Origin of the sequence: Acidovorax sp. Root568 (genome assembly GCF_001427445.1) — a bacterium.
Taxonomy (GTDB): domain Bacteria; phylum Pseudomonadota; class Gammaproteobacteria; order Burkholderiales; family Burkholderiaceae_C; genus Acidovorax; species Acidovorax delafieldii.
The window spans coordinates 327300-341374 of record NZ_LMGP01000010.1 but is presented as its reverse complement, the minus strand read 5'-3'; the positions used below and the strand labels follow the sequence as shown (position 1 = coordinate 341374).

Sequence of the window (14075 nt, the reverse complement as noted above, 5' to 3'; positions counted from 1 at the left end):
ACAGGAGATTGCACATGGCAAAAATTCTGGTGGCCCCGCACGCCGCCGCTGCCGACGCCAAGGTGTTTGAGGTGCCCTATGAGAGCCAGGCCGACCTCTGCTGGTACGAAATGCCGCACGCGCAACAGGCCGAGGGCGACGCGGTATGGTGTTTTGTGGACCACGCTCCCCAGGCCACGTTCAGCATCTTCCGGGTCAAGTACGAAAGCCAGGCGGACCTCAAGACCTTCAAGGTCAAGTACCGGGAGCAGGCGGGCTGGCGCAACGCGGGCCACGCGCTGCGCGGCAAGCTGGACTGAGAAGGTCAGAGCAACGTGCTACATGGGGTGCAGCAGCAGCACGCAGCTGCGGCCCCTCGTCACCCCCCCACGTACTTCTGCAGCTGCTCGCCCAGCCCCGTGGCGCCCAGTCGCACCACATCACCGGGCTTGAGGAACCACGGCGCGGGCTTTTGCCCCAGGCCCACGCCTGCAGGCGTGCCGGTCAGGATGAGGTCGCCCGGCTCCAGGGTCATGAACTGGCTGATGTACGACACCACGGTGGGCACGCCAAAAATGAAATTGCGCGTGCTGCCGTTTTGCACACGTTGGCCATTCACCTCCAGCCACAGGTCAATGGCGTGGGGGTCGGCCACCTCATCGGCCGTCACCAGCCAGGGGCCGATGGGCGCGAAGGTGTCGTAGCTCTTGCCCTTGTCCCACTGCCCGCCACGCTCCAACTGCCAGGCGCGCTCGGACACATCGTTGGCCAGCACATAACCGGCGACATGGGCCAGCGCGTCGGCCTCGGACACATGGCGGGCGCGGGTGCCGATGACGATGCCCAGCTCCACCTCCCAGTCGGTCTTGGTGGCGCCGGGCGGTATCCGCACATCATCGTTGGGGCCACTCAGCGCGGTCACGGCTTTCATGAACAGCACCGGCTCGGCGGGCGGCTGCATGCCCGCCTCCTTGGCGTGGTCGGCATAGTTGAGGCCCACGCACACGATCTTGCCCACACCGCCCACCGGACTGCCCAGGCGGGGCGAGCCGTAGACGGCAGGCAGGCGGCGCGCGTCAATGGCGGCCAGCGCCGACAGGGCGCGCGGGCTGAGCTGCGCGGGGCCGATATCAGGCAACAGCATGGACAGGTCGCGCAGCGTGCCTTGGGCGTCCACCAGACCGGGGCGTTCTGCGCCAGGCTGGCCGTATCGAATGAGTTTCATGGTGTGTCCTTGTCTCTAGGGATGAATCCAGGGCCCGGGGGGCGTACCACCCGGCAGCATAGCGGCACACCGCCTTGCGCGCGTGCACCAATGGCCGCCCCGGGCTTGCCCGATGACGACGCCCCGACGCCAGCGCACCGCCTCATGCGCGCGTAACATCACGGGGGCCGCCGCATCACCAAACAGCTATCACAATGATAGCTATCAAGGCATGAATTACCGGCGCATCAGCCACTTTTCACTGAATCTTGCACCCATGGCACCCGCCACCGCCTTCCCCCCCCCCACCGAAACGCCTGCGCGCCCGCAGCCCCGCAACCCGACCGATCTGTTCTGGTCCTTCACCTGGCTGGCGCTGCAGGGTTTTGGCGGTGTTCTGGCGGTCGTGCAGCGCGAACTGGTGGAGAAAAAACGCTGGATGACGAACGAGGAGTTTGTCGAAGACTGGGCCGTGGCGCAGATCATGCCGGGCCCCAACGTGGTCAACCTCAGCATCATGATCGGGGACCGCTACTTTGGCCTGCGCGGCGCGTTTGCAGCGCTGGCGGGCATGCTGACGTTTCCGCTGATGCTGGTGCTGGCGCTGGCGGTGGTGTATGCGCAGTTCTCGGCCCAACCGGCCGTGGCAGGCGCGTTGCGTGGCATGGGGGCCGTGGCGGCAGGCCTGATTGCCGGGGTGGGTATCAAGCTGTTTGTCTCGATCCGCAACCATCCGCTCGGCCGCCCCCTGTGCCTGGCCATCACGGCGCTGACCATCGTGGCCATGGCCTGGCTGCGCTGGCCGCTGTTCTGGATCCTGCCGGTGATCGGCGGGGCCGCCTGCCTGCTCACCTGGAGAAAGCTCGCACCATGAGCAGCACCGCCCCCCTCACCGCGCCGCTGATGGCCCTGAGCATCGGCGACTGGCTCAACCTGTTCCTGTACTACCTGTCGCTGTCGCTGCTGGCTGTGGGTGGCGCCATTGCCACCGCGCCCGACATGCACCGCTTTCTGGTCGAGCGCCAGGCGTGGCTGACCGACCCGCAGTTCAACGCCTCCATCGCCATCGCCCAGGCCGCCCCGGGCCCCAATGTGCTGTTCATCGCCCTGCTGGGCTGGAACGTGGGCATCAACGCAGGCGGCCCCGGTGTGGCTGGCTGGCTGCTGGGCGCGCTGGGCATGGCGGTGTGCATGCTGGGCGTGATGCTGCCCAGCAGCCTGCTGACCTGGACGGCCACGCGCTGGGGCCACCGCAACCGCGAGCGGCGCGGCGTGCGCGCGTTCAAGCAAGGCATGGCCCCGGTGGTGATCGGCCTGCTGGTGGCTACGTCCTGGGTGCTGGCGCGCGCCCATGGCGAATGGACCACCGACTGGCCCCTGTGGCTGCTGACCGCCACGGCCACGGTGCTGGTGTGGCGCACCAAGCTGCACCTGCTGTGGATGCTGGGCGCCGGTGCGCTGCTGGGTGCGCTGGGGCTGGTCTGACGGTTTGGGAGGCCGGGGTTGCGCTGCGCAACCCCAGCTACGGGCACGATTTTTTTCTCTTTTTTGAAAGGCACATCCATGCAACTCCGTTTCCTCGGCCGCTCGGGCCTGCAGGTCTCGCCCTTGTGTTTTGGCGGCAATGTGTTTGGCTGGACAGCCGATGAAGCCACCTCGTTCGCACTGCTCGACGCGTGGGTGGACGCAGGCTTCAACTTCATCGACACCGCCGATGTGTACTCGCGCTGGGCGCCAGGGCACACAGGGGGTGAATCCGAATCGGTGATCGGCCGCTGGCTCAAGCGCAGCGGCAAGCGCCATCGCATCGTGCTGGCCACCAAGGTGGGCAAGGACATGGGGGACGGCAAGGTGGGCCTGCGCCCCGCCTACATCCGCCAGGCGGTGGAGGCATCGCTGCAGCGGCTGCAGACCGACCACATCGACCTGTACCAGTCACACGACGACGACACCACTGTGCCGCTGGCCGACACGCTGGGCGCGTATGCCGACCTGATCCGGGCCGGCAAAGTGCGTGCCATTGGTGCCTCCAACTACAGCGCCGCCCGCCTGCAGGAGGCCCTGCAGACCAGCGAACGCCTGGGCCTGCCGCGCTACGAAAGCCTGCAGCCGCTGTTCAACCTGTACGACCGCGCCGTGTTTGAAGACGCGCTGCAGCCGCTGTGTGTGCAGCAGCAGGTCGGCGTGATCAACTTCTACGCGCTGGCCGCCGGGTTCCTCACCGGCAAATACCGCACGGCAGCCGACGCCGCCAAGAGCGCACGCGGCGCCAACACCACGGCCAAGTACCTCAACGACCGGGGGCTGCGCATTCTGGCGGCGCTGGACGCCGTCGCGCACCGCTACAACGCCACGCCCGGCCAAGTGGCCGTGGCCTGGCAGATGGTGCAACCGGGCATCACCGCACCCATTGCCAGCGCCACGTCGGTGGCCCAGCTGCACGAGCTGGTCAAGGCCACCCGGCTGCAACTGGACAGCGATGCACTGTCCCAGCTGGACGCTGCCAGCGCCCAAGGCTGAACCCAACAAAAAAGAACCCGCGCGTGCGCGGGCCCTAGGCGTATGGCTTGACGGGTTGCGGGCTGAATGGAATGACGCCCCCTCAGCCCATCAGCTGATCCGGCGACCGTTCTCCGCGTAGATCGCCAGGTAGATGGCGTCCGAGCCGATGTAGGGCGCCTTGTTGCCAAAGCCCACGTTGAAGTCGCCAAACGACAGCGACCGGATGGCCATCAGCCCGGCGCGCAGGCGTTCGCGCGTGGGCTCTTTGCCTGCGTTCTTCAGGCCTTCGATCATGATCTGGGCGTTGAGCCAGCCTTCCAGCGCGCTGCCGCTGTTCAAGAACGCAGGATCACCCCCCGTGGCTTTCATGGTGCTCTGGAACTTGCGCACCACCACCGACTTTTGCGAGTTGGCATCGGGGAACACCTGCACCAGCGCCAGCCCGCGCGTGGACGCGGCCAGCTTGGGCAGCTCCGACGAGATCACCGTGACAGACAGGCCGGCCAGCGGCACGCCCTGCGCCTTGGCACGGAAAGCCTGCACAAACGCGGTGTTGGCCGTGCCCGTGGTGGCCAGCAGCACGGCACCGGGGCGCTCAGCCGCCACCTTGTCGGCCAGCTCGGCGCCATTTTTGCCGTCCACGGCCAGCGCAAACTCGCCACCGCGCTCGACCTTGATCTCATCCAGCGCCGAAGACATGTCCTTGAGCACCTCTTTGCCAAACGGGTTGTCCAGGTACACCACGGCAATGCGCTTGAGGCCCATGTCCACGATCTGCTTGACCAGGCGCTGGGTTTCTTCGCGGTAGCTGGGGCGCAAGAAGAACACGTGCTTGTTGGCTGCTGCACGCAGCGACGTGGCACCGGTCACCGGGCCCACCGTAGGAATGCCCTTGGACTCGATCAGCGGCAGGATAGACGCCGTATTGGCCGTGCCCAGGGGCGAGATGAGCGCGAACACCGACTGCGCATCGACCATGTCGGTCACGTTCTTGAGCGTGCGCGCAGCCACGTAGCCGTCGTCCTTGACCTCCATGCGGATTTCACGACCCAACACGCCGCCAGCGGCATTCACCTCGGCAAACGCGGCCTTCATGCCCGCCACCTGCTCGATGCCTGCCTGGCCGAGCGGGCCCGTCAGGGCAATGGAACAGCCCAGGGTGATGGAGCGCGCAGTCAACGCCTCCTCGGCCGCCATCGCGGTGTGGGCCCATGCGGGCAGGCCAGTGGCGGCAACGGCCCGGGTGGCACGCAAAAGAAAGTGGCGACGGCTCATGGTGTGCAGGGCAGATAAAACAAAGGTGGGGCAGGCTACCGGCCAGAGCGCCTCCCCGCCTGTCAGCTGTGCGACAAAGGGTGGCAGGAGTACGTCAAATCAGGGTTTCTACCGAGATTCGACGGCGTGTGAGCCCCTGCAGCACCGCGCAACCCGGGGCTGAGCGCCTGCGCCACGCACACCCGCTCAATCGCCCAGCAACTGCGGCAGCACCGTCGCCGCCGTGCCACGCAGCACCGCGTGCGCTGCATCGTCCAACGCACTGGGCGCGGGGTTGAGCACCAACACCCTGGCACCGGCGGCCCGAGCCTGGTGGGCCAGACCGGCTGCGGGGTACACCGCACCGGCCGTGCCCACCACCAGCATCAGGTCGCACTGGTTGGCCGCCTGTTCGGCGGCCTCCAACGTCGCCAGCGGCAAAGACTCTCCAAACCACACCACGCCCGGACGCAGCAGGTTTCCGCAGCGGTCGCAGTACGGCGGGTGGCCGGCCACTGCGTGGTCGATGAAGCAGCAGTTGCGCGGGGTGTCGAGCCAGCGGTCCTGAAAAATGTCGCCGTGCAGGCATAGCACGCCGGTGCTACCCGCGCGCTGGTGCAGCCCGTCCACGTTCTGGGTGATGAGGGTGGTGCGGTCGGGGTGGCGGCGCTGAAAGTCGGCCAGCGCCAGATGCCCTGCGTTGGGCGACACACCGGCCAGCAGGTCGCGCCGGTACTGGTACCAGTCCCACACCCGCTGCGGGTGGGCGCGAAAGCCTGCCTCGGTCGCCATGTCTTCGGGGCGGAACTGTGCCCAGTAGCCCGTCTGCACATCGCGAAAGGTCGGCACGCCAGATTCGGCGCTGACCCCTGCGCCCGTCAGCACGGCGATGCGCTGGCTTTGCCGGACCCAGGCTTTCACGGTGTCCAGCATGGTGCCTTCCCCGGTGGAGCCAGCGGGCCGAGGATCAAGTCCTCTGGCGCAGCGCCTCGTACAGGCACACGCCGCTGGCCACGGATACGTTCAGGCTCTCGACCGCGCCCTTCATGGGGATGCTGACCAGCTCGTCGCAGGTCTTGCGCGTGAGCTGGCGCATGCCGTCGCCCTCGGCGCCCAGCACCAGGGCCACGGGGCCTTTCAGGTCCACCTGATAAATGGTCTTGGGCGCATCGTCGCTGGTGCCGATGCACCAGATGTTGCGCTCCTTGAGTTCGTTCAGGGTGCGCGAGAGGTTGGTGACCATGAAATACGGCATGGTCTCGGCCGCACCGCTGGCCACCTTGGCCACGGTGGCGTTGATGCCCACGGCGTGGTCCTTGGGGGCGATGACGGCATGGGCACCAGCGCCGTCGGCCACACGCAGGCAGGCACCCAGGTTGTGCGGGTCGGTCACGCCGTCCAGCACCAGCAGCAGGGGCTGCTCGATGCCTGCGGCTTCGAGGTTTTCCAGCAGCTCATCGAGCGAGGTGACCTGCGCCACGGGCTCCACGCGCGCGGCCACACCCTGGTGGCCATGGCTGCCCGCCAGCTTGGCTATGCGCACGCTGTCGGCTTCGATGAGGCGGGCACCGGCCTCGCGGGCACGGTCGAGAAACTGGCGCATGCGCGCATCGCGGCGCGTGGCTTCGTAGTAAATCTCGATGATGGATTGCGGCGCGGTCTTCAGACGCACGCCCACGGCGTGAAAGCCGAAGAGAACTTTGGGGCTGGACATGGGGGGATTATCCGCTGGGCGCAGCCCACTCCCTCAGACCACTATCAAATTCATAGCTGCTTGCGCATGTTTCACTAGCGCCTGCGGCCCAAAACGCTCAAAAACCCCACCCACCACTCACACCACGCGCCCTGCATCGATCGTGATGCGCCGCTCGCACTGCGCGGCGATCGCGCGGTCGTGGGTCACCAGCACCAGCGTTGTGCCCAACTCGCGGTTGAGCTCGAACATGAGCTTCATGATGGTTTCGCCGGTTGCAAAGTCCAGGCTGCCCGTTGGCTCGTCGGCCAGCAGCACGGCAGGCTGCACCACAAATGCCCGGGCCAGGGCCACGCGCTGCTGCTCACCGCCCGACAGCACCTTGGGGTAGTGCGACAGGCGCTGCCCCAGCCCCACGCGCGCTAGCATCTCGGTGGCGGCCTTGCGTGCATCACGGCGGTCGGCCAGCTCCAGCGGCAGCATGACGTTCTCCAGCGCTGTGAGGTTGCCCATGAGCTGGAAGCTCTGGAACACAAAACCCACCTTCTGGGCCCGCAATGCAGCCCGCGCATCTTCATCGATGGCAAACAGGTCGTGGCCGTCCAGCCGCACCGTTCCGCGCGTGGGGGTATCGAGCCCCGCGATGATGGACAGCAGCGTGCTCTTGCCCGAGCCCGAGGCGCCGACGATGGCCGCCGTTTCCCTGGCAGCCAGGCGGAAATCGATATCCCGCAGAATGTCGAGGGTTCCGGTGGAATCCGTCACCGACTTGAACACATGCTCCACGGCAATGATGGGGGTGGCGGGCGGTGTCTTGGGCAGCGGGGAGGGTTCGGACATGAAAGGCTCTTTACTTTGATTCGCAATCTGCAGCAACGGCGCCACTTTATCCTGAGCGCATCTATCGGCCTGGTGGTGGGGCTTTGTGCGCCCACGGCCTTTGCGCAGGCCGCCGCCAAGGCAGGGACTGCCGGACGCTCTTCGGTGATTCTGGTGCTGGGGGACTCGCTCAGCGCCGAATACGGCCTGGCGCGGGGCACGGGCTGGGTGGCACTGCTGGAAAAACAACTGGCGCAAGACAAGCTCGCAGCCACCGTGGTCAATGCCAGCGTGAGCGGCGAGACCACCTCGGGCGGCCGCTCGCGCCTGGCTGCACTGCTCGCGCAGCACAAGCCCAGCCATGTGGTGATTGAACTGGGGGGCAACGATGCCCTGCGCGGCCTGCCGCTCAAGAACACCGAAGAGAACCTGGCCTGGATGACCCAGGCGGCGCAAAAGGCCGGGGCCAAGGTCTTGCTGGTGGGTATGCAGGTGCCACCCAACTATGGCACCGACTACGCGAACAAGTTTGCGGGCCTGTTCACCACCGTGGCGCAGGCCCACAAGGCGGCTGTAGTGCCATTTTTCTTGAAGGGTGTGGCTGACGGACCAGACCCGACCCGCCTGTTCCAGCCCGACCGCATTCACCCTCGCGCCGAAGCGCATCCGCAAATGCTGGCCAACGTGTGGCCAGAGCTCAAAAAGCTGCTGCGTTAGGGATTCGCTGCACGCGTCGAGCGGTCAGTGTGCGCTGCGGATCGGGAGGGGCTGCCACGTGAACAACGCAGCAATAGCCGTAGCTATTGCGAGTATTTGCAACGCTGCAGACCGCCAGAGACCGCAGATGCACAGGGCGCGGCGATTTGTGCAGCGGACCCCCAGGTCACTCAGCCTGCAGGCTGCTCGGGATGGCCTGCAGCGCCCGCTGGCTGGTCGTCAGCGGGCTGGTCATCCCCTTGCGGATCGTTCGGCCTGCGCTGTGTTTTGGCCCTCAGCTTCTCTTCCTTTTTTTGTTTTTTGGCGAGTTCGCGCTGGCGTTTTTCGTATCCGTAGTTGGGTGTTGCCAAGGTAGTTGCTTCCTGAAGTTGAGACTCACTGTAACAGGACGGGGTTTTCAGGCCCCTGCCGGGGTGCGCTGCAGCGGAATGACGGCAGCTCGGTACGCATGCCAGCTGGCAAAGCCCAGCACAGGCCCCGCCAGCACCAGGCCCACCCCCCAGAACCACAGCGAGACGGCCACGATGAGGGTGATCAATGCCCCCCACAGCAGCATCACGCCGGGGTTTTCAATCACCACACGCATGCTGGTGATGCCCGCAGTCAGCGCGTCGGTGTCGCGATCCAGAATCATGGGGATGGACACCACGGAGGTGGAAAACACCAGCGCCGCAAACACACCGCCCACCACCGTGTACACCGCCACAAAGCTCCAGTTCTGCGGGTTGAACACCGCCTGAAGCACACCGGTGGTCGAGGGCATGCCGGTGTTGAAGAACACGGCAAACACCACCAGCGAGGCCCTGCCCCAAAGCAGCTCCAGCACCACCAGCACCAGCACCAGCATGCCCATGCTGCCCATGTGGCTGTCCCAGCAGGTAAGGGATTCGCTCAGCTGCGGCTTCAGGCTCGCCTCGCGCCGACGGCTGGCGTCATACAGCCCCATGGCCAGAAAAGGCCCCACCAGCAGACAACCACTGGCGAGCGACATGGTGTATTCAGGCCGCGTGCGGAACACCCAGCCCAGCACCCCCGCCATGACCCAGAAGCACACGCCATAGAAAACAGCAATGCCCGGCGCGGCGCGCACATCGTCCAGGCCGCGCCGCAGCCACCGGAAGGGGTCAGCCACGCGCAACGGCTGCAGCTGCACGGGCTGCGCGGTCTGGGCCTTCACGCGGTCGGCAATGGCCTCCGCCTGCCGGGCCTCGGAGGTGTCTGGGGTGCCAAGGGTGTCCGGCGCAGGCTTGGAGGATGTCGCGTTCATGCCGCCACACTAAGCCCGCCCGTTCGGCTGCGCCACTGAGGAAAGCCCGTATCCCACACGAAATCCAGCGGCAATGGGCCGCACCGGATCCCTGCCGAGGCCGCTCAGCCCTGGGTGAAGGCGCGTTCCATCGCCTGTTGCAGGTCGCGCCGCAGGTCCTCCACAGCCTCCAGGCCGATCGAAAACCGCACCAGCGTGCCCGGCTTCAAATGGGCGGGCGGCCGACTGCGCATGCTGGCAATGTTGTAAGGGACGACCAGGCTCATGGGGCCGCCCCAGCTGTAGCCCAGCTTGAACAAGCGCAAGCCGTCGCAGAAGGCATCCACCTGCTGTTGCGTGTACCGGGCGTCGATCATCACGCTGAACAGGCCAGCTGCCAGCCCCTGCCCGCCGTGCGCAGCGCCACACAGGCCCTTCCAGTGTGCATGGCCGGGCGCGCCTTCCAGCGCGGGGTGCAGCACTTGCGCAATGGCGGGTTGCTGCTGACACCACCGCGCCAGGTGGCGGGCAGCGTCATCGTGGGCGCGATAGCGCAGTCCGATGCTGGGCAGCGCACGCAGCACGGCCTCGGCGTCGTTGGCCCCCACGCCCAGTCCCAGCCGCATGTGCGTCAGCTTGATCTTCATGTGCAGGCCCGGGTCGCGCGTGATCACGCTGCCCATGAGCACGTCACCTCCACCGCTCGGATACTTGGTGAGCGCATGGGCCGAAATGTCCACCCCCAGGCTGCCGTCGCCCGTCAGGTCAAAGGGCGCAAACGCCAGGCCAGCGCCCCAGGTGTTGTCCAGCGCGGTTGTCACGCCCCTATCGCGGCAAATGCGCACCTGCTCGCACAGGTCCGGAAACTCCATGCTGACAGAGCCCGGCGCCTCCAGCCAAACCAGACGGGTGGCCGGCGTGATGCGGGCAGCCAGGTCGGCCGGATCCAACGGGTCGTAAAACACATGGGTGATCCCGAACCGGGCGAGTTCGCCATTGGCCAGATCCTTGCCGGGCCCGTAGGCGTTGTCGGGGATCAGCACCTCATCGCCGGGCTTGAGGAGCGCCAACCCCACGTTGGCAATGGCCGCCAAGCCACTGGGCACCAGCACACACTGCAGACCGCCCTCCAGCGCACACAGGCGCTCTTCGAGAATGAAGGTCGTGGGCGTACCGTGCAGCCCGTAGGTGTAGCCGCTTTTGTCTTTCCACTCGCGCGAGCGCATGGCCGCAATGCTGGGAAAGATGACGGTGGAGGCCTTGAAAACCCCCGGTTGGGGGGCTACAAACCCGGCCGGAGGCTGGTAGTCGTGGTGGACGATATGGGTGGCAAGATCAATGTCGTGGTCTTTCATGCCAGCCATGGTAGCGCGCCGCCCGGAGTGACCCGGGCGGCGCTCAGATTGCTTGGCGATCACACCGCAGGGCTTGGGATGCATGCACCACGAGCCCTGCAGGTTGGCATTAACCAGCCGTCACGACCAGCTGGTTGTTCACCGAGGTCACGCCACTCACGCCCTTGGCGATTGTCTCGGCGCGGTCACGGGCCACCGTGGAGGGTGCGGGCCCGTTCAGCGTGACCTTGCCGTTGACAGTGTCCACATTGATCTTGACGGCGCTCAGGTCGGGGTCCTTAGCCAGGCCCGCGCTTACCTGGGCAGTGATGGTGGCATCGTCGATCACGCCCTTGGCGGAGTTGGCTGCCTGTTTGGCCGTGGCTTCCGCATTGGCGGCGCCCTGCTCCATCTTGGTCTCTGCGTTCTGCATCGCGCCCTCGGCCTTTACACGAGCGTCAGCTGCGGCTTGTTCGGTCTTTTCGACGGCAGAGTCCAGTCGCTGGCCCACGGTGGGCTCTTCGGTCTTGTTGCAGGCGGCCAGGCCCAGGGCCAGGGCACTCACGGCCAGAATGCTCGCAACGCGATGGGCGGGACGGTCGATCAGATTCTTGGGGTTCATGCAATGACTCCTTGCGGTTGAAACATGGCCTCACTGTAGGCAGCGGGCCGCGGCTTGCGGGTCGGACATCGCCGAAGTGCTTGTAGGACGGCAACGCCAGCCGCGCATCGGCCGCAGTCCCTGCTGAGCGGGTGACAATCGGGGCATGACCGTGTCTTCGCTCGCCCGTTGGCTTCCTTTTTTGAAATGGCCCCGCCCTGACCGACAACTGCTCAAAGGGGAGTTCTGGGCGGGCATGACGGTGGGGCTGATGCTGGTGCCGCAGGGTGTGGCCTATGCGGCACTGGCGGGCATGCCGCTGGTCACGGGCATTTACGCATCGCTGATTCCGGCGTTGGTCGCCGTGCTGTTCAGTTCATCCACCCGGCTGGGGGTGGGGCCCACGGCACTCACCAGTTTGCTGATCGGCGCCTCGCTCACCGGCCTGGCCGAGCCAGGCAGTGCGCAGTGGGTGGCCCTGGCGGCATGGATGGCCCTGCTGTCGGGTCTGCTGCAGATGGTGATGGGCATGGCGCGCTTTGGCTGGTTGCTCAACCTCGTGACCTCACCCGTACTCAATGGTTTTACGCAGGCGGCGGCCCTGCTGATCCTGGGGTCGCAGTTGGGGGCACTGACCGGGTTGCGGGCTGCCGACTGGGGCGCCCTGCTGTCCACGCCATCGCTGGGGCTGTTCGACCTGACTGCAGCGGGCTTCGGCCTGGGGAGCCTCGCTTTGCTGATGCTGGCGCGCCGCCTGTTGCCCCAGTTCCCGGCGGCCATCGTGGTGGTGGGTGCTGCGGGTGCTCTGAGCTGGGCCCTGGGTTATGCCGATGCAGGTGGCGCAGTGGTGGGCGCCTTGCCGTCGGGCTTGCCAGCGCCCTATTGGCCCGGCGCCCTGCCCTGGTCCAGCTTCAGTGCATTGGTCATGCCCGTGCTGGTGGTGACGCTGGTGAGCTTTCTGGAGACGGCATCGAGCGCCAAGGTGGAAAGCCAGCGCTCCAAGGAGCAGTGGAACGAAAACCAGGACCTGATTGGCCAGGGCCTGGCCAAGATCAGCAGTGGCCTGTGCGGCAGTTTTGCCACGAGTGCGTCGTTTTCGCGCTCAGCCATCAACCTCTACGCCGGTGCCAAGACGGGCTGGGCCACACTGTTTGCGATCAGCCTGGTGCTGGTCGTGCTGCTGTGGCTGACGCCCGCGCTGTACCACGTGCCGCAGTCGGTGCTGGCGGCGGTCGTGGTCACGGCCGTCACCAGCCTCATCAAACCGGGCACCCTGATGAGGCTGTGGCGGGTGTCGCGGGTAGAGGCAGTGATCGGCGGCGTCACCTTTGCCCTGACCCTGGCCACGGCGCCGCGCATGTACTGGGGCGTGCTGGTGGGCTTGCTGATGAATCTGAGCCACTTTCTCTACCAGCGACTGCACCCGCGCATCATTGAAGTGGGCCTGCACCCTGATGGAAGCCTGCGCGACCGGCACCTGTGGCACTTGCCGCCACTGGCACCCCGGCTCCTGGCGCTGCGCATGGATGCGGAGCTGGACTTTGCCTCTGCCAGCGCTCTGGAGCGGCGCGTGACCGAACACCTGGCCGCCCACCCCGAGGTGCTGCACCTGTGTCTGCTGGCGCAGCCCATCAACCGCATCGATGTGACCGGCGTGGAAACCTTCGCCCAGTTGCTGGCGCAAATGGAACTGCGGGGTGGGACATTGCATCTGAGCGGACTGAAGCTGCCAGCAGAGCAGGTCCTGCGGCAGGCGGGGTTGCTGAAGCTGGGCCCCGGGCTTGCCATGTACCGCACCGATGCCGAGGCGCTGGTGGCACTGCAGCAGCTTCCCCAGCCCGTGGCGCGGGCGTGAGCCGGGTTTTACCTACGCTGCGCCGGCCTTGCGTTGGCCCTGTTCTTGCTGGCGCACTGGTACACTTGCCTAACTCTTTTTGTTCCAATTTGTGTCTGACTCTGCGGCCTCTCATCTGGTAGATTTGCGCGACCTTCGCCTGGATACTGCTCACGCTCTGGTGGCTCAGGCCGGCGGCAGCGAGGCAGCACTGCACCGCGAGGTGCCTTCCCTGTACCTGCAGGGTCTCATCGATGGCCTGTGCGAGCTGTCGCTCAAAGACCCGCTCACCGGCCTAGCCAACCGCAGACATTTCCGCGCGGTGCTCGAGCGCGAGATCGACCGTGTCACACGCTCAGGCGAGGCGGCCCTGCTGCTGATGCTGGACATCGACCATTTCAAGAAGGTGAACGACACCCACGGCCACCTGGCTGGTGACGTGGTGTTGCAGTCGGTGGCCCGCACGCTCAGTGCTTGCGTGCGCCCCATGGACACCTTGGCCCGCTACGGCGGCGAAGAATTTGCCGTGGTGCTGCCGGCCTGCCAGGCTGCCTTTGGCCGCGTGGTGGCAGAACGCATCCGGCGCGCAGTGGCCAACACGCCCATCCGCATTTCCCCCACGGTGGAGCTGAACGTCACCGTGAGCATCGGCGGAGCGTTTGCCATGCAGTGGATCCGATCCACCACCCTGCTGTGGACCGACCGGGCCGACCACCAGCTCTACCAGGCCAAGGCGTCGGGCCGCAACCGCGTCAGCATCGAGGAACAACCCGACAGCACCGTCAGTGCCGAAGAGAAAAGCCTGTTGTTTGGCCCGCTCTACACCCCTTCGGGTTGGGGCGACCTGCCTCCACTGGACCCCAACCCAACAGGCAGCGCCTACTGAAAGTTA

The 14075-nt window shown here is 66.2% G+C and carries 16 protein-coding genes; 7 read left to right on the top strand and 9 right to left on the bottom strand.

Going from position 1 to position 14075, the window contains the following annotated elements; all coding sequences use genetic code 11:
- The first annotated feature begins 14 nt into the window (after positions 1-14).
- Positions 15-299, top strand: coding sequence for a DUF6150 family protein (locus ASD75_RS08160; protein ID WP_056063117.1), 285 nt, complete (start codon positions 15-17; stop codon positions 297-299).
- A gap of 59 nt (positions 300-358) precedes the next feature.
- Here ASD75_RS08160 and ASD75_RS08155 read toward each other — a convergent pair whose 3' ends face one another.
- On the bottom strand, positions 359-1204 hold the full coding sequence (locus tag ASD75_RS08155; RefSeq protein WP_056744619.1) for a fumarylacetoacetate hydrolase family protein: 846 nt from the start codon (positions 1202-1204) through the stop codon (positions 359-361).
- Between the two features lie 256 nt (positions 1205-1460).
- On the opposite strand from ASD75_RS08155, the gene ASD75_RS08150 reads away from it, so the two are divergent.
- From ASD75_RS08150 to ASD75_RS08140, 3 genes are all read left to right on the top strand, one after another.
- Positions 1461-2057, top strand: coding sequence for a chromate transporter (locus tag ASD75_RS08150; RefSeq protein WP_056745143.1), 597 nt, complete (start codon positions 1461-1463; stop codon positions 2055-2057).
- Positions 2054-2668 (top strand): chromate transporter, encoded by a 615-nt coding sequence (locus ASD75_RS08145; RefSeq protein WP_056063123.1) that lies wholly within the window; start codon positions 2054-2056, stop codon positions 2666-2668. Before ASD75_RS08150 ends, ASD75_RS08145 begins: the two co-directional genes overlap by 4 nt.
- Positions 2669-2746: 78 nt before the next feature.
- On the top strand, positions 2747-3703 hold the full coding sequence (locus tag ASD75_RS08140) for an aldo/keto reductase (RefSeq protein WP_056744617.1): 957 nt from the start codon (positions 2747-2749) through the stop codon (positions 3701-3703).
- A gap of 90 nt (positions 3704-3793) precedes the next feature.
- Here the strand turns inward: ASD75_RS08140 and ASD75_RS08135 are convergent, their stop codons facing one another.
- The 4 genes from ASD75_RS08135 to ASD75_RS08120 all read right to left on the bottom strand — a co-directional run bounded on the left by ASD75_RS08135 (position 3794) and on the right by ASD75_RS08120 (position 7472).
- On the bottom strand, positions 3794-4960 hold the full coding sequence (locus tag ASD75_RS08135; protein WP_056744615.1) for an ABC transporter substrate-binding protein: 1167 nt from the start codon (positions 4958-4960) through the stop codon (positions 3794-3796).
- A 186-nt stretch (positions 4961-5146) separates the two neighbouring features.
- A complete protein-coding gene (locus ASD75_RS08130; RefSeq protein ID WP_056744613.1) occupies positions 5147-5872 on the bottom strand; it encodes an NAD-dependent deacylase in 726 nt (241 codons plus the stop codon).
- A 34-nt stretch (positions 5873-5906) separates the two neighbouring features.
- Entirely contained in the window at positions 5907-6653 is a 747-nt protein-coding gene (gene rlmB / locus ASD75_RS08125) for a 23S rRNA (guanosine(2251)-2'-O)-methyltransferase RlmB (RefSeq protein WP_056063133.1), read from the bottom strand.
- Positions 6654-6770: 117 nt separating this feature from the next.
- Positions 6771-7472 (bottom strand): ABC transporter ATP-binding protein, encoded by a 702-nt coding sequence (locus ASD75_RS08120; protein WP_056063137.1) that lies wholly within the window; start codon positions 7470-7472, stop codon positions 6771-6773.
- A gap of 15 nt (positions 7473-7487) precedes the next feature.
- Here ASD75_RS08120 and ASD75_RS08115 point away from each other — a divergent pair, with 15 nt between their 5' ends.
- Positions 7488-8168 carry an arylesterase gene (locus ASD75_RS08115; protein ID WP_056744611.1) on the top strand — a complete coding sequence of 227 codons (681 nt, stop codon included), beginning with the start codon at positions 7488-7490 and terminating at the stop codon, positions 8166-8168.
- Positions 8169-8338: 170 nt separating this feature from the next.
- Here ASD75_RS08115 and ASD75_RS23265 read toward each other — a convergent pair whose 3' ends face one another.
- From ASD75_RS23265 to ASD75_RS08100, 4 genes are all read right to left on the bottom strand, one after another.
- The gene (locus ASD75_RS23265) at positions 8339-8518 is read right to left on the bottom strand and encodes a hypothetical protein (protein ID WP_082564946.1); all 180 of its coding nucleotides are present in this window, start codon (positions 8516-8518) and stop codon (positions 8339-8341) included.
- A 47-nt stretch (positions 8519-8565) separates the two neighbouring features.
- Positions 8566-9435, bottom strand: a complete 870-nt coding sequence (locus ASD75_RS08110; RefSeq protein ID WP_235511575.1) for a DUF2189 domain-containing protein — start codon at positions 9433-9435, stop codon at positions 8566-8568.
- A 104-nt stretch (positions 9436-9539) separates the two neighbouring features.
- Positions 9540-10778: a PLP-dependent transferase gene (locus tag ASD75_RS08105; protein WP_056744609.1), complete on the bottom strand. Its 1239-nt coding sequence runs from the start codon at positions 10776-10778 to the stop codon at positions 9540-9542.
- A 100-nt stretch (positions 10779-10878) separates the two neighbouring features.
- Positions 10879-11370 (bottom strand): BON domain-containing protein, encoded by a 492-nt coding sequence (locus ASD75_RS08100; protein ID WP_056063145.1) that lies wholly within the window; start codon positions 11368-11370, stop codon positions 10879-10881.
- 145 nt (positions 11371-11515) lie between these two features.
- On the opposite strand from ASD75_RS08100, the gene ASD75_RS08095 reads away from it, so the two are divergent.
- On the top strand, positions 11516-13204 hold the full coding sequence (locus ASD75_RS08095; protein ID WP_056744606.1) for a SulP family inorganic anion transporter: 1689 nt from the start codon (positions 11516-11518) through the stop codon (positions 13202-13204).
- A gap of 91 nt (positions 13205-13295) precedes the next feature.
- Positions 13296-14069 (top strand): GGDEF domain-containing protein, encoded by a 774-nt coding sequence (locus ASD75_RS08090; protein ID WP_056065041.1) that lies wholly within the window; start codon positions 13296-13298, stop codon positions 14067-14069.
- Positions 14070-14075 lie beyond the last annotated feature (6 nt).

Excerpts from the sequence above, each read along its gene's own strand:
- ASD75_RS08160 (WP_056063117.1), top strand. The coding sequence starts at position 15 with ATGGCAAAAATTCTGGTGGCCCCGCACGCCGCCGCTGCCGACGCCAAG.
- ASD75_RS08155 (WP_056744619.1), bottom strand. The coding sequence starts at position 1,204 with ATGAAACTCATTCGATACGGCCAGCCTGGCGCAGAACGCCCCGGTCTG.
- ASD75_RS08150 (WP_056745143.1), top strand. The coding sequence starts at position 1,461 with ATGGCACCCGCCACCGCCTTCCCCCCCCCCACCGAAACGCCTGCGCGC.
- ASD75_RS08145 (WP_056063123.1), top strand. The coding sequence starts at position 2,054 with ATGAGCAGCACCGCCCCCCTCACCGCGCCGCTGATGGCCCTGAGCATC.
- ASD75_RS08140 (WP_056744617.1), top strand. The coding sequence starts at position 2,747 with ATGCAACTCCGTTTCCTCGGCCGCTCGGGCCTGCAGGTCTCGCCCTTG.
- ASD75_RS08135 (WP_056744615.1), bottom strand. The coding sequence starts at position 4,960 with ATGAGCCGTCGCCACTTTCTTTTGCGTGCCACCCGGGCCGTTGCCGCC.
- ASD75_RS08130 (WP_056744613.1), bottom strand. The coding sequence starts at position 5,872 with ATGCTGGACACCGTGAAAGCCTGGGTCCGGCAAAGCCAGCGCATCGCC.
- rlmB (WP_056063133.1), bottom strand. The coding sequence starts at position 6,653 with ATGTCCAGCCCCAAAGTTCTCTTCGGCTTTCACGCCGTGGGCGTGCGT.
- ASD75_RS08120 (WP_056063137.1), bottom strand. The coding sequence starts at position 7,472 with ATGTCCGAACCCTCCCCGCTGCCCAAGACACCGCCCGCCACCCCCATC.
- ASD75_RS08110 (WP_235511575.1), bottom strand. The coding sequence starts at position 9,435 with ATGAACGCGACATCCTCCAAGCCTGCGCCGGACACCCTTGGCACCCCA.
- ASD75_RS08105 (WP_056744609.1), bottom strand. The coding sequence starts at position 10,778 with ATGGCTGGCATGAAAGACCACGACATTGATCTTGCCACCCATATCGTC.
- ASD75_RS08100 (WP_056063145.1), bottom strand. The coding sequence starts at position 11,370 with ATGAACCCCAAGAATCTGATCGACCGTCCCGCCCATCGCGTTGCGAGC.
- ASD75_RS08095 (WP_056744606.1), top strand. The coding sequence starts at position 11,516 with ATGACCGTGTCTTCGCTCGCCCGTTGGCTTCCTTTTTTGAAATGGCCC.